This is a genomic window from Rheinheimera soli, from assembly GCF_021290985.1.
Lineage (GTDB): Bacteria > Pseudomonadota > Gammaproteobacteria > Enterobacterales > Alteromonadaceae > Pararheinheimera > Pararheinheimera soli.
This window is the reverse complement of the sequence record NZ_JAJOYU010000002.1, coordinates 246,960-261,534: the sequence shown is the minus strand read 5'-3', so window position 1 is coordinate 261,534 and position 14,575 is coordinate 246,960. Positions and strand designations below refer to the sequence as shown.

The 14,575-nt window shown below is 47.7% G+C and carries 14 protein-coding genes; 5 read left to right on the top strand and 9 right to left on the bottom strand.

Annotated elements, in window-relative coordinates:
* The 3 genes from LSG37_RS03375 to LSG37_RS03365 form a co-directional block, all read left to right on the top strand.
* Nucleotides 1-486 (top strand): efflux RND transporter periplasmic adaptor subunit (locus tag LSG37_RS03375; protein ID WP_269836446.1); only part of this gene is annotated, 486 nt, incomplete at its 5' end.
* Nucleotides 487-495: 9 nt separating this feature from the next.
* Nucleotides 496-3,612, top strand: a complete 3,117-nt coding sequence (locus LSG37_RS03370) for an efflux RND transporter permease subunit (protein WP_233078439.1) — start codon at nt 496-498, stop codon at nt 3,610-3,612.
* 47 nt (nt 3,613-3,659) lie between these two features.
* Nucleotides 3,660-4,013 (top strand): copper resistance CopC family protein, encoded by a 354-nt coding sequence (locus tag LSG37_RS03365; protein WP_233078438.1) that lies wholly within the window; start codon nt 3,660-3,662, stop codon nt 4,011-4,013.
* Between the two features lie 482 nt (nt 4,014-4,495).
* Here the strand turns inward: LSG37_RS03365 and LSG37_RS03360 are convergent, their stop codons facing one another.
* The 4 genes from LSG37_RS03360 to LSG37_RS03345 all read right to left on the bottom strand — a co-directional run bounded on the left by LSG37_RS03360 (nt 4,496) and on the right by LSG37_RS03345 (nt 8,736).
* Nucleotides 4,496-4,678, bottom strand: a complete 183-nt coding sequence (locus tag LSG37_RS03360) for a DUF6435 family protein (RefSeq protein WP_233078437.1) — start codon at nt 4,676-4,678, stop codon at nt 4,496-4,498.
* 98 nt (nt 4,679-4,776) lie between these two features.
* The gene (gene pntB, locus LSG37_RS03355; protein ID WP_233078436.1) at nt 4,777-6,156 is read right to left on the bottom strand and encodes a Re/Si-specific NAD(P)(+) transhydrogenase subunit beta; all 1,380 of its coding nucleotides are present in this window, start codon (nt 6,154-6,156) and stop codon (nt 4,777-4,779) included.
* A 5-nt stretch (nt 6,157-6,161) separates the two neighbouring features.
* Nucleotides 6,162-7,691: a Re/Si-specific NAD(P)(+) transhydrogenase subunit alpha gene (gene pntA / locus LSG37_RS03350; protein ID WP_233078435.1), complete on the bottom strand. Its 1,530-nt coding sequence runs from the start codon at nt 7,689-7,691 to the stop codon at nt 6,162-6,164.
* A gap of 253 nt (nt 7,692-7,944) precedes the next feature.
* Nucleotides 7,945-8,736: an alpha/beta fold hydrolase gene (locus LSG37_RS03345; protein WP_233078434.1), complete on the bottom strand. Its 792-nt coding sequence runs from the start codon at nt 8,734-8,736 to the stop codon at nt 7,945-7,947.
* A 215-nt stretch (nt 8,737-8,951) separates the two neighbouring features.
* Between LSG37_RS03345 and LSG37_RS03340 the strand changes: the two genes are divergently transcribed.
* The gene (locus LSG37_RS03340; RefSeq protein ID WP_233078433.1) at nt 8,952-9,788 is read left to right on the top strand and encodes an AraC family transcriptional regulator; all 837 of its coding nucleotides are present in this window, start codon (nt 8,952-8,954) and stop codon (nt 9,786-9,788) included.
* Between the two features lie 106 nt (nt 9,789-9,894).
* Here the strand turns inward: LSG37_RS03340 and LSG37_RS03335 are convergent, their stop codons facing one another.
* The 3 genes from LSG37_RS03335 to LSG37_RS03325 form a co-directional block, all read right to left on the bottom strand.
* The gene (locus LSG37_RS03335; RefSeq protein ID WP_233078432.1) at nt 9,895-11,157 is read right to left on the bottom strand and encodes a multidrug effflux MFS transporter; all 1,263 of its coding nucleotides are present in this window, start codon (nt 11,155-11,157) and stop codon (nt 9,895-9,897) included.
* Nucleotides 11,158-11,322: 165 nt separating this feature from the next.
* A complete protein-coding gene (locus LSG37_RS03330; protein WP_233078431.1) occupies nt 11,323-12,054 on the bottom strand; it encodes a hypothetical protein in 732 nt (243 codons plus the stop codon).
* Nucleotides 12,055-12,233: 179 nt separating this feature from the next.
* A complete protein-coding gene (locus LSG37_RS03325) occupies nt 12,234-12,635 on the bottom strand; it encodes a hypothetical protein (RefSeq protein WP_233078430.1) in 402 nt (133 codons plus the stop codon).
* Between the two features lie 171 nt (nt 12,636-12,806).
* Here LSG37_RS03325 and LSG37_RS03320 point away from each other — a divergent pair, with 171 nt between their 5' ends.
* A complete protein-coding gene (locus tag LSG37_RS03320; RefSeq protein ID WP_233078429.1) occupies nt 12,807-13,346 on the top strand; it encodes a hypothetical protein in 540 nt (179 codons plus the stop codon).
* 93 nt (nt 13,347-13,439) lie between these two features.
* Here LSG37_RS03320 and LSG37_RS03315 read toward each other — a convergent pair whose 3' ends face one another.
* A complete protein-coding gene (locus LSG37_RS03315; protein ID WP_233078428.1) occupies nt 13,440-14,024 on the bottom strand; it encodes a hypothetical protein in 585 nt (194 codons plus the stop codon).
* Nucleotides 14,014-14,538 (bottom strand): RNA polymerase sigma factor, encoded by a 525-nt coding sequence (locus LSG37_RS03310; RefSeq protein WP_233078427.1) that lies wholly within the window; start codon nt 14,536-14,538, stop codon nt 14,014-14,016. Before LSG37_RS03310 ends, LSG37_RS03315 begins: the two co-directional genes overlap by 11 nt.
* Nucleotides 14,539-14,575: the final 37 nt, after the last annotated feature.

Here is a 14,575-nt window from a genome sequence, read left to right as displayed (position 1 = left end):
GTGGAGATCAGTGATTTATCCACCGTGTATGTCGAAATGTCGGCCTTTCCGGGGGATACCGCCAAAATGGCGCGGGGCAATCCGGTGGTCGTGCGTGATGTTCATGGCGAAGAGCAAACGTCCAGCCAGATTGAATATATTGCGCCACAAATGACCGGTGGCCATATCGCCAGAGCCCGTGCCGTTGTGCGTAATGACAACGGGTACTGGCGTCCGGGTATGCACGTGAAAGCCGATGTGGAAGTGGCCTCGGTGGAAGCGCGCCAAATCGTGAAGAAATCAGCCCTGCAGGAATTTAACGGTGAGACCGTTGTGTTCATCCGGGTTGGCGATATTTATGAAGTGCGAATGCCGGAATTTGGTGCCAGTGACGATAGCTTTATCGAGGTGTTGTCAGGTCTGGAAGAATACGTTGAGGTGGTCACCCAGAATAGTTTTTTAATCAAAGCCGACATCCTGAAGTCTGGCGCCAGCCATGAAGACTAGGAGCCAGCCATGATCCAGAATATATTGCGACTATCGCTCAGTCGCCCGTGGATGATGATGGTCTTCGGACTGCTGATCCTCGGCGTGGGCGTCTGGCAGACATTACGACTGCCGGTTGATGCGGTTCCCGACATTACCAATGTGCAGATCCAAATCAATACGGCTGCGCCTGGTTATTCCCCGCTTGAATCTGAGCAGCGCATCACCTATCCGGTCGAAACCGCGATGGCGGGTCTGCCACAGCTGGAGTACACCCGCTCATTATCCCGCTATGGTTTGTCTCAGGTGACCGTCGTCTTTGAAGAAGGCACCGATATTTATTGGGCCAGACAGCAAGTGGCAGAGCGGTTACAGATGGCCCGTCAGGATATTCCACCAGGCATTGAGCCGGAAATGGGGCCTATTGTCTCGGGGCTTGGCGAGATTTTTTCCTATACCGTCAAAGCCACCGGCGAGGCACTGAACGCAGATGGCAAGCCTTATACCGCTGAAGATCTGCGGACCATTCAGGATTGGGTGATCAAACCCCAGTTGCTGAAAGTCAAAGGCGTGACGGAAATCAATACCATTGGTGGTTTTGTCCGCGAATATCAGGTTGCCCCTGATCTGGTCAAATTGCTGGCGTTTAAGCTGACGCTGGATGATCTTGCCGATGCCTTAGAGCGCAACAATGCCAATATCGGTGCAGGCTACATTGAACGCAATGGGGAACAATGGTTGATCCGCTCACCAGGTCAGCTGAAGTCAATTACCGAGATTGAAGAGCTGGTCGTGACAAAACGCGATGATGCCCCGGTCCGGGTCAAAGACGTCGCGCAGGTGGCTATCGGCAAACAGCTTCGCACCGGCGCAGCGACGCAGGACGGACAGGAAGTGGTCCTTGGCACTGTGATGATGTTGCTTGGCCAAAACAGCCGAACCGTGTCACAGGATGTTGCCCTGAAGCTTGCAGATATTAATCAGCGGTTACCCAAAGGCGTGCAAACGGAAATCAGCTACAACCGGGAAGTGTTGGTTGATAAAACCATTGATACAGTGAAACGAAATCTGTTTGAAGGCGCGGTGCTGGTGATTGTCGTGCTGTTTCTATTTTTGGGTAACATCCGCGCCGCCATTATCACGGCCCTGGTGATCCCGTTGAGTATGCTGTTTGCTATCTCCGGCATGGCAGCCAATAAAATGAGCGGCAATCTGATGAGCCTTGGCGCGATTGACTTTGGCCTGATTGTCGATGGTGCGGTGATCGTGGTTGAAAACTGTCTGCGCCGCTTAGGCATGGCTCAGCACCATCATGGCCGGTTGCTGACGCTGTCTGAACGGCTGGAGATTGTCTATCACGCCACAAAAGAGGTGATCACGCCTGCAATGTTTGGTGTCTTTATCATCATGCTGGTATATCTGCCGATTTTTGCGCTCAGTGGGGTCGAGGGCAAAATGTTCGAGCCGATGGCTTTCACCGTGATTGCTGCATTATTGGGAGCCATGATCCTGGCCCTGACCTTTGTGCCAGCGGCCATCGGTTTGTTTGTCAGTGGTCCTCTCTCTGAGAAAGAAAACCGTCTGATGGTTGCCGTGCGTCGCTTGTACCATCCGATGCTGAAATTCGCGCTGGGCAAGCCGTTGCTTGTTGCCATTGCTGCCCTGCTTCTGGTCGGAGGCTCTGTATGGCAGGCCACCAGAATGGGCAGTGAGTTTTTGCCCCGCCTGGACGAAGGGGATATTGCGATGTTTGCCATGCGTATTCCAGGCACCGGCCTTGCGCAATCCGTTCAGATGCAACTGGCGCTGGAAGCAAAAATTGCACAGGTGCCTGAAGTGGAACGGGTGTTTTCTAAAATTGGCACTCCAGAGATAGCCAACGATCCAATGCCACCGAATGTCGCAGATACCTTCATCATGCTCAAAGAGCGTAACCAGTGGCCAGAGCCTTCGGATACCAAAGCGGATGTGGAGCAACGCATTCGTGCTGTTGTGGAAAAAGTCCCCGGCAACAATTACGAGTTTACGCAGCCTATCGAGATGCGCTTTAACGAGCTCATTGCCGGAGTCAGAGCGGATGTAGCCATTCGGATTTACGGTGATGATCTGGATGCACTGAATGCCGTCGGCGCGAAAGTAGCTGCTGTGCTTGCCGATGTGCCGGGAGCGGTTGATACCCGGATGGAACAAGCCGACGGATTGCCGATGATTTCGATTGAGCCGGAGCGCGACCATCTGGCATTGGTGGGAATGGATGTCGCGATGATGCAGCAGGTGATTCAGACCGCCATTGGCGGCCGGGAACTGGGCCTGATGTATGAAGGCGACAGGCGCTTTAAATTATTGATGCGCTTACCGGAATCGCTGCGGGAAGATCCATCGGCACTGGCGCAAATCCCTGTGGCCTTGCAGGTCGATGATTCGGCAGAGCTGCGTTATGTCCCACTGGGTGAAATTGCGCGGATCAATGAAATTGTGGGTCCCAACCAAATCAACCGGGAAAGTGGCAAACGTAATGTGGTGGTCACCGCCAACGTTGATGGCCGGGATATCAGCAGTTTTATCCAGGATGTGCAAAAGGTGATGGCCGATGTTGCCCTGCCTGATGGCTATTGGGTGGATTATGGCGGCACCTTCAAGCAACTGCAGTCTGCATCGGAACGACTATCCATTGTTGTGCCGTTGACGCTGCTGTTGATATTCGCCTTGCTCTATAGCGCGTTAAATTCCTGGCGGGATTCATTGGTGGTGTTCAGTGGTGTGCCACTGGCACTGACCGGTGGTGTTTTTGCCTTAGTGCTGCGTGACATGCCGATGTCTATTTCTGCGGCTGTTGGCTTTATTGCGCTATCAGGGATCGCTGTACTGAACGGTATCGTGCTGGTGAGCTTTATTAAGCAATTGCAGGAAGAAGGTCAGCGATGGCGTCAGGCAATTGAAAATGGCGCTTTATCCCGTTTAAGACCGGTACTGATGACGGCGTTGGTGGCAAGTCTTGGTTTTGTGCCCATGGCATTTAACACCGGAACCGGTGCGGAAATTCAGCGGCCACTGGCAACAGTGGTGATTGGCGGCATTATTTCGTCAACCTTGCTAACCCTGGTGGTATTGCCCGCATTGTGCCGGCTTATCCGGTCAAACAAATAACCTAATGAACGCAGCGAAAGCTGCGTTTTAGCCTCAAAGGAGGATGTATGCGTCTTATCAAACTGCTGTTGATAGCCACCACGGCTTTAGTATTGTGGCCAAATATTACCGACGCGCACCCCATCACCCGGAAAGTCTCTCCTGCTGATGGCGACGTGTTTCCAACATGCCCAGATACGTTCTATGTCCGATTCACGCAAAAGCATAAGCTCAAGCAGTTCATGCTCTTTGATGCGGAAGGGACACCTATTGACGTAGGGTTTCAGCCAAGGACGACTACGAATTGGGAGCATCGTGTTCAGCTGTCTTGTTTACCGGCAGGCCAATATACGATTAGTTATATGGTAAAGGGTCGGGATTTACACGAGATAACCAATACAGTTGGCTTCATTGTGAAATGACGTTGTTTAAGAGCCCTCGAAACTCCACTGAGCATCGAGGGCTCTAAATGAAAGCGAAGATGTTCAGGGGAGCGTTTGCAGTCAATTGTTCCTTACATAGCTATCTGATTGTCAGTCTCCATTGATGGTGGTTTTTTTACATAAAAATGTCATTGCTCGGTTTATTGTAGTGGACAGCTAATTTTTTGTGCTACATCGTTATAATCCGAACGCTTATAACTAGTAAAAAAAGAAAAAATCAATGTGCGCTTTTTTACGTTTTAACGATGTATTGAAGTCTCGAAATTTTCGAGAGCTCAGCTTTAGTTTTGGCAGGATTGTCTGCTTTCAGTGAGTTACCGGCATTGGTTTTTGAACAAATTAATCGTTTTGTCGTCTGCAATTCGCTCATAGCTAACAACCACTATTCTTCAGTCTTAAAAGCTAAAAAGGCCAGTATAAAACGGTGGCCTTTTGTTCAATATTTGTACTGTCAATGAGTTTCAGCTTTGTTTGGTTGCAGCCTGCAATTTTTCCAGCTGAGCCCATAACTCTTCCGCTTCTGCGGTTAAATCAGCAAATAAGCGCATATCGCCTTTACGCTGTGCCAACATGGCTTGTTCAGCTTTAGCATCGTATTGCTGGCGTAATTTTTTGACTGGGTCGCGCTTAAAAAAACTAAACATAGCTGGCTCTTAGAATAAAAAAGGACTGAGTATAGTATCTACGCTCAGTCCTGTTCGTTAGCCCACTAAAAACTGCAATTAAAACCTGCAATTCAAAACTAAAGGGCTTTTAAAATCGCATCCACAGTGGCTTTGGCATCACCAAAACACATCTGCGTATTATCTTTATAAAATAAAGGGTTACTTACACCAGAGTAGCCTGTATTCATAGACCGTTTAAACACAATGACGTTGTGTGCTTTCCAGACTTCGAGCACAGGCATACCGGCGATAGGGCTGGTTGGGTCTTCAGCGGCTGCAGGGTTGACTGTATCGTTGGCACCTATCACCAGCACTGTGTCGGTGTCGGACAAATCTTCATTAATTTCATCCATTTCCAGCACTATGTCATAAGGCACTTTGGCTTCGGCCAGCAGCACATTCATATGCCCTGGCATACGACCGGCCACGGGGTGAATGCCAAAGCGCACTTTGATGCCACGGGCTTTGAGCTTCTGGCAAATCTCCGCCACCGGGTATTGTGCCTGAGCGACTGCCATGCCGTAACCAGGGGTTATCACCACAGAGCTTGAGTTTCTCAGTAAATCCGCTACATCTTCAGCACTGATTTCACGGTATTCGCCTTGTTCTTCGTCGCCTGAACTTACTTTTGCATCCACCTGACCAAAACCTCCTGCGATGACGGAGATAAAAGAGCGGTTCATCGCCTTGCACATAATGTAGGACAAGATGGCGCCTGAAGAACCGACCAAAGCACCTGTGACTATCAGTAAATCGTTGGACAGCATAAAACCCGCAGCTGCAGCGGCCCAGCCGGAGTAGGAGTTCAGCATAGACACCACGACCGGCATATCGGCACCACCAATGGATGCGACCAGATGCAGGCCAAACAGCAAAGCAATCAGCGTCATAACCAAGAGGGCAGGTTCTGCGCCATCAAAGCTTACAAAATAAACCAGTAATACAGCTGATGCGATTAGCGCCAGTAAATTCAGTTTGTGTTTATGCGGAATACTCAAAGGTTTAGAGCTGGCTATACCCCGTAATTTGGCAAAAGCGACGACAGAGCCTGAGAAGGTGACAGCTCCAATAAATACCCCCAAAAACACTTCAGTTAAATGCACTGTAAGTTCTGCACCTGTAGTGGTGGCGAACTCAAAAAAGCTGTTGTAACCCACCAGCACAGCGGCCAAACCAACAAAACTGTGCAAAATAGCCACTAGCTCCGGCATTTGCGTCATTTCAACTTTCAGTGCCAGCCGAAGGCCTATGGCAGCACCTATAGCCAGAGCGATAAATAACGGCAGCATTGCATCCATGCTGACGCCTGCAATGGTGGCGAACAGGGCTATGGTCATACCCAAAATACCCAGCCAGTTGCCACGACGGGCAGTTTCTTGCTGAGATAAACCAGCTAAACTCGCGATAAAAAAGGCGGCAGCCACTATGTAAGATGCTGTGATTAATCCTTGTGTCATGGCTATTACTCCCCACCTTTACTAAACATTTTCAGCATGCGCTGCGTGACGGTAAAACCACCCACTATATTGATGCTGGCAATGAGCACGGCAAAAAATGCCAGTACCTGCACCAGTAGTGAATCGCTGCTGATTTGCAGTAAAGCGCCTAAAATGATAATGCCGGAGATGGCATTAGTGACCGACATCAACGGGGTATGTAAGGCATGAGTCACGTTCCATACCAGGTAGAAACCCACCACGCAGGATAATAAAAACACCGTAAAGTGCGCTAAAAAATCACTGGGCGCTGAATAACCTATCCAGAGTAACAACAAAGCGGCGGCAGCTATAAACCAGTTGGAATGAATGGATTTTTTAGGGGCTGCCGGAGCTGTTATGCTGGCAGCTACTGGTTTAGCTGTGGCTGTGACACTGATAGCTGGTGGCGGGAAGGTGACTTCACCCTGATGCACCACGGACATATTTCTGATAATCACATCCTGCATATCCAGCAGAATTTGACCATCTTTGGTTTTGCATAACAGTTTGGCTAAGTTCACCAGGTTAGTGCCATAGAGCTGTGAGGACTGAGCCGCTAAACGGCCAGGCAAGTCGGTATAACCTATCACTTTGACGCCTGACGCTGTCTCTGTGATTTGGCCTGCCTCTGTGTATTCACAGTTACCACCAGTAGCCGCTGCTAAATCGACAATCACAGAGCCGGGTTTCATCGAGTCGACCATTTCTTTAGTAATCAACTTTGGTGCAGGACGGCCCGGGATAAGTGCTGTGGTGATAATAATGTCGACTTCTTTAGCCTGAGCGGCAAACAATGCCATTTCAGCGGCAATAAATTCATCCGACATCACTTTAGCGTAACCGCTGGAGGATGAGCCATCTTCAGCAAATTCGAGTTTTAGAAATTCGCCGCCCAATGACTCAATTTGTTCAGCCACTTCAAGGCGGGTATCAAAAGCCCGCACTATAGAGCCCAAAGAACGTGCCGCACCAATAGCAGCAAGACCCGCCACACCAGCACCTATCACCAGCACTTTAGCGGGCTGCACTTTACCTGCTGCGGTAATTTGACCACTTAAAAAACGACCAAAACTATGAGCCGCTTCAATCACAGCGCGGTATCCAGCGATATTCGACATGGACGACAAAGCATCCAGCGACTGGGCCCTTGAAATACGCGGCACCATATCCATCGCCAGGACATTAATGCCTTGGGCTGCAAGGCGAGCCACTAAATCCGGGTTTTGCGCCGGCCAGATAAAACTTACTAAGGTGCTGCCTTTTGAAAGCAAACTGATTTCCTGCTCTGTAGGAGCATTGACCTTATAAATCAGTTCACTGGCCCAAAGCTTCGCACTATCGGCTATGCTGGCACCAGCCTGAATATAAGCTTCATCGCTAAAACCTGCGGCAGTACCAGCGCCAGTTTCTACCAGCACAGTAAAACCCAGCTTAGCTAATTGTTGTGTGGTAGCTGGCGTAGCCGCCACCCTGGTTTCGTCTTGAAATGTCTCTTTGGGGATAGCAATAAACATCCTGACCTCGTCCTTTTTTGTCGGGCCAGTAGTTTTCCGGCCCCTTATGGTTTTGATTTTGCGCACATTTGCTTATCGTACCTGCAGTTTGAGGATAGTCGGCTATTTGGTTTTTGCTGTTTGTGTTTACAAAATCGCAAAAGGGCAGTGAACAAGAAGGAGCAGATTTTGGGGGCGTAATGGCTGCGGCTGTTGTAAAGAAAAAGCCCTGAGGTAGATACAGGGCTATTGGTATTTTGCTTTGATAAGGTCGTTATTTACCAGTTGCTTCTGCCGCTTCAACAATCAGCTTTGCAACCTGCTCTGGTTTAGATGTCATCACGACGTGCGAGGCATCTTTTACTTCAACAATCTTTTTGGCACCAGCGCGCTCTGCCATAAATTTCATTGCGGCTGCCGGGATATTTTTATCGGCAGTACCGTAAATGGCCCAGGATGGAATTTTTTTCCAGGCTGGCGCTCCTGAGGCTTCATGCAATGCAGCTTCAGTGACAGGGCGTTGAGTGGCGGCCATTAAGGCTGCTTCAGCTGCAGACACATCTGCTGCAAATTGAGCGTGAAATTTATCCTGCTGAATATACAAGTCTTTATTGCCATCTTTTAACACCACTGGAGCAGCAAGTGTTGGACCTAAAGTACCGCCTGGGTAACGACCTGATAATTCAGCAATATTTTCACCTTGTTCCGGAGCAAAAGCAGCTACATAAACTAAAGCTTTTACTTTGGTTTGATCGGGTGTGATTTGGCTAATCACAGAACCACCGTAAGAGTGACCTACTAAAACTACGGGTCCTTTGGTGTTTGCTACTACATCAGACAGATAGGCTGCATCGCTTTTTACGCTGCGCAGTGGGTTAGCTACAGCAATAACAGGGTAACCTTGTTCATGCAGTTCAGCGACTACGCCATTCCAGCTTGAGGATTCAGCAAAAGCACCGTGTACCAATAAAACCGTTGGTTTTTCTGCTGCAAAAGCGGCTGCGCCAAAGGTCAGGCCAAATGTTGCGATCGCTGTGGTTAATACACGTGATTTGAAATTAGTCATGTTAGTTTCCTTCTGGGTTTGCAAGCTTAGTTAATGAGTTGCGATCTTTTGATCGCGCTCAGTTGTTTAATTTTTCGCTCGCTTCAGGTGGAGTTACTGTTTTCCCCTTGTTAGCGGCTGTGATTATAGTAAGCCGCCTTGCTTTCCTTTTGGGTTCAAATGGTCTAAGTTATGCAACAGATCGTCTAATTTTGTTTTTAACACAAAGGATAATTGTGGACCGTTTATCAACCTTGTTGGCTCAATTTGGTATGCACGCCACCACTATTTTTGGTGGTGTGCTTAGCTCTGAAATGGGTTTTGCTGCCACCGATAGAACAGCCAAGCTGCATTTGTTGCGCTCTGGTGATGCAGTATTGCAACTGGGTCAACAAAAAACCTTGCAGATCACAGAGCCAAGTTTGTTATTTATCCCAAGGCCTTGCAGTCATAGCCTGAATGTCGCGCAAGGGCCGAAATCAGATCAACAGGTTGAGTTGGTATCTGCTGCACTAAGTTTTGATGGCGGGTTGGATAACCCACTGACCACGGCCTTACCGGCTTATGTGCTGATGCCTTTGGCTGAAATTTCTATGCTCAGTGGCAATCTGGATTGGTTGTTTGATGAAGCTTTTGCGCAGCATTGTGGCAAAAATGCCGTGCTCAACCGTTTGTTTGAACTGGTGGTGATCCAGTTGCTGCGCTATATGATGGCCAACAGCAGTGTATCGAGCGGTATGATGGCCGGGCTTGCAGATTTGCGGCTGTCAAAAGCTGTAACTTTAATGCATGACCAGCCCGCTAAAGCCTGGACTGTGGCTGAACTGGCTACTGCCGCCAGCATGTCCAGAGCAAGTTTTGCCGCCAAGTTTCATAAAGTAGTGGGCATAACACCAGCCGATTATCTGGTGAGCTGGCGGGTCAGTCTGGCACAAAAACTATTGCGTGAAGGTCGCCCTATAGCTCTTATTGCCGACGAAGTAGGCTATGAAAGCCCGTCAGCTCTGGCCCGCACTTTCAGACGGAAAACCGGCAATAGCCCAAGAGAGTGGCTGCAGTTGCAGGCGAATTAAATGCGTTGTAACAGGGCAGCTGTTGCGTCATAGCTATGAAAAAGCCCATGTTGATCATGGGCTTTGCTTGATGATTACGGCTGTTTAAAAAACGAAAGGGCGGCGATCAGATTGATTCTGAAGAGGCTGCTGGTTGTTCCTGCTCTTTGTCTTTGTGCTTCTCTTTGTACTTCTGCGCAAAAGTTAGAATCGCCATACTGATGCTGCCAAAAATCAAAAAGCCAGCGGTTACAGGAATTAGAGTGCCGTTGTACATCTGCCCTATCACCGTGCCTATGGTCATCGACATAATAGACGAGGTTGAGCCAATAATAGCTGCAGCTATGCCCGCCACATGGCCCATAGGTTCCATCGCCATGGCGTTGATATTGCCAAACACCAGACCAAAGCAGAAAAACAGCACCGAAGCGTACAGTACAAAAGTCCACAGCTGTATTTCAATCACTAAATGAAGTGCTAAAAATAAGGCTGAGCTGATAATAATGCCCCAGACAGCGCGGTTGGATAAATGCTGCATCCCCCATTTTTGCACCAGACGGGAGTTCACCAAAGAGGCCGCGCCAAAGACTATGGCCAGTAAACCGAAGTACAAGGTAAACAACTCGCCTGTTTTAAATAAGTCCTGAAATATTTGTTGTGATGAGTTCAGATAGCCAATAAAGCTGCCAAAAAACAACCCCATACACACCATGTAGCACACCGTTGGCACGTTGCTGATCACTTCTTTAAAACCTTCAGCAAAGCCTTTAGTGCTCATGGCAATACGATGCTCTTTCGGTAAGGTTTCTTCTAAGCGCATGAAAATCCACACCACAATAAGCAATGCATAAAACACATAAAGCACAAAAATATCGCGCCATGAGCCTACCCATAACACAACCTGTCCCAGGCTTGGAGCTAAAGCCGGCACCATGACAAATATCATCATCACCAGCGACATGATACGCGCCATATCATTGCCGGAGTATTTGTCCCGCACTATAGAAATAGCTGATACATAAGGGCCAGATACGCCCAAGCCCTGGACAAAACGGCCAAATAATAAGGTATTGATATCGGTAGCGAAATAACAAATCACAGTGCCGACTAAAAACAGCGCTATACCACCGTTTAATACTTTTTTACGGCCAGTGGCATCCGACAAAGGCCCACAAATCAGCTGACCTATGGCCATACCAAAAAACAAAGCACTGACCACCAATTGCGCCTGATTCGGGTGGCTCATGGCAATATCAGCACGAATAGCATCCAGTGCAGGCAATAAGGCATCAATAGAGATGGCTACAATAGACATCAAAAGCGCCACCAGCAGGGTAAATTCGCCGGTAGAAATACGCGACTTCGGCGCATGAGTGGAGTAATCAGACATTCACAGCATTCCTTGTTTAAAACGGCCCGAAAAAGGCGGAGCTAGTTTACCTTCTTTACCGGACTTGGGTGGTGGCAAATCTATACAAATTTGGCAGTAGTCGGTTGCAGATGAGGTTAATCGACAGGAATTGAGGTTATAGGCAGATTCGCTTTGGAGGGGAGGTCAGAAATAGGGCAGCTTTTTTTCCGCATTTCTTTTCAGTTGAGCGGAAATATTATCGTTTAACTCAAGCCAGCTAAAGTCTTTATTCCAGGCTTTTTTAAAGTCTTCTTCACCTTGTGAGTTATCCAGTATTTCTTTTAAATCAAATACTTTTGAAAAATTACTTTCACTGACATCGTAGTCTGACCAACCCATAGTTCCGAAGTCTAAGTGTGCTAAGAAACTAGATCTAAAATCCTTAGCTGCGCTTATAAAATTTTCGTTGGCATTAAATTGTTCTAGTATGAAGGCTTTTTCATCATTGCTCAGTGGGCCTGTAATTTCTAGTTCACCTGATTGATTCATTGATATGCCCCAGTCTTGACTGACTAATTCAGGCTGCTTGCTCTTTATCTCAGCCATGATTTCGTCATACTGAGAAAACATTTTTTCAACAGATTGAGACACTTCACCGCCAGGCATGTAAAGATTGAACATGGCCGTCGAATTCCTGAGTAGCGCTTTTTCTTCGATTTCCGGAGTCGTTAAAACATGATTTGACACTATAGTCATTGACTTGTTGTAGGTTGGGTCAGGTGCTTGATGTTGACTTTTGTGATAAGTATCTTCGGCTAGTCGTGCCAGTTCACTATTTAATTGCTCTTCACTATGTACAGCTTTTTTGACTGCCAGTGTCGGGCTGTTCGACATAAATAGGGATGTCTGGCTTGGATCCTGTGGATTAACTTTCATATCACTCTCCTTGTGTCTTTCTCTATTATTTTGTGTCGGCAGTTTGTCCCTTTACTTTATACTTAATGAACAAATTTATTTTCTGTTTACGTTTTAGTGTGTAAACCACCTAAAAATTAATGTCCATTGGATAGCGACTAGAGACCGGTGCTGTAGCTATTTCAATAACAGCTGTCCTATCAGTTATTGCTGATTAACTGCAGCACAGGCTGTACCCGACGGCCAAAATAGATTTGTACTGTGACTTGTTGACCAGCCGACAGGCTCAACTCGAATTCCTGCGGAAAGATACGGCTGCAGTCGGCCATTAAAGCGACTAAATGTTCCTGATTAAACATACGCTGGCCACCAGCACCATTGGTCAGGGTAACGATAGCCACACGTTCACCGTTATCTGCGGCCAGCAAAGCATAGTTATCCAGTATCAGGTCGCTGCGTCTGGGCACAATGTTTTTATCCCGCTGACAATTTAACTCCACTTCTTTAAACGGCGAAGGTTCAAACCTTAGCACCTGATCTCTGTCCGGCTCATAGGCATGTACACTGGTACTCAGCAGGGCCAATAACAACCACTTATTCATTACTACCTCAATAGTTGCAAAAAGGTTACATTAACGTATTTTTATCCAGTTGCCCAGCCGCTTAAACTTCAAGGTTGTATTAAGTTGTAACCACTCATATGTGGTTGTTATTACTGCTATAAATGCTTTACAGTAACTAGCATTAATCAGTGTAAAAGGAATTGTAAATATATGGCAACTGCTTACAGCTTTAAGAACCCGGAAATGATTATCGCCGGATCCGCACTCATCGTTAGTTTAATCACGGCTTTTGCCAGTATTTATTCAGCCTTTATTGACAGGGCCTATGCCAGATCCTCGGTTTGGCCAAGAGTGGAAATTCATAGGACCTACAATAATAATGATGAGCCCTATTTTTCATATATCGTTAACAATAAAGGCACTGGGCCTGCGGTGATCAAACACGCAAAGCTGAGCTATGAAAACAAACCCGTCAAAAGCTGGCCCAGCTATCTGGAAATGCGCAGTGGCCGTACTATTGGGCATACGCAATCTCATATAGGCTCTAAAGTGTTGTCGGCTGGCGAGTCCATTAAACCAATGGAAACCAGGGATAAAGAAGTTGCAGCTCTGTTGGCTGACGAAGATGGTCTGCATATTGAACTTTGTTATTGCTCTATTTACGACGAGTGCTGGCTGGTAGACAGGATGAATGAACCCATCCTTGTTGCTCAGTGCACCATAGAGGATAAAGAACGGTTTTTGCAGTAAGGGAGAGCCGGCGCACAGCAGCACTAATTGTTATGCGGCGCCGGACTTAGCGAGCATTCAGTTACAGCCTGACGTAAAAAATAGCCAGGTGCTTTATTTAAAATCTTCAGCCAGGCTGGTGAGTTGTTTCAATTCATCCTTCTTTTGCCGTTTCTTTTGTTGCAGACGGTAGATAGCGATCAGGCAAAGCGGAGTGACCATCAGGCTGTAAAAAATCAGTAGAGTGGCGCTGACCTGAGCGATATTCCACCACTGTATCAACCATAACAAGCCCGAAAATACAACCAAGGCAGCACAAGAAAGCTGAGTATAAACATAGTAGTGCAGTGTTGACTTACAGGCTCGGGCACGAAATTGAACCAACCCGCTGCTGCACCAATTGTCGTACTCCAGAATAGGTTTGTGTACTGTCCAGGCTACATAAGCTGAAAAAAATGCACCTGAGATTAGAAACAACGCGGACAAATAGCCCAACCAGTCAGGGATTGAAAAAGCTAACCAGAAAGCGGCGATAAACATCACAACAGCTCCCAGCCATTCAGCATACATCAACCATTTTTGTTCAGTTTGACGTTGTTTGGCTTGTGCTAAATCTGCGACATTGGGTGGCAGTTCTGTTGCTGTGGGTTGTTGTTGCCAGCTTTTTGTCAGGGCGGCAAAGTCAAAATTATCTGCCATGGTGCATAATCTCCATCAGTTCTGTTTTGGCGCGATTTAACCGCACTCGGACCGCCCCTTGGCTTAATTGCAGAATATCTGCGATCTCTGGGGCATCCAAATCTTCCATCGCCAGCAAAATAACCTGCCGGTTAGCAGGGGATAACAGTCGCACTGCCTGCATTAACTGCTGGCTTTGCTGTTGCTCTCCAACTTCTGCCGAAGGGCAATCCTGCACAAACTGATGCAGGCTGTCGTCATCCAGCGGCTGCCACTGTTGGCGTTTGGCTCTGGCTATATGATCCACAGTCACGTTGTGCACAATACGAAACAAATAAGCGCGTGGCATTTCTGCTGCCTGAATACGTTCTGCTGACTGGTGCAGCGCCAGAAAAATATCCTGCTTTAAATCCTGTCGTGCTGCCGGGTCTGCTTCGCATGCCATCAGAGTGCGGCTGATAGCACCCTGATTTTGTTGCCACAGTTCTAACAAAAACTGCTCCGGCGACATAAGGCTGGTGGTGGATAGAGTCAAAAAACCTCCCTGTTCAATATCTTAGAGTTTTTATCGA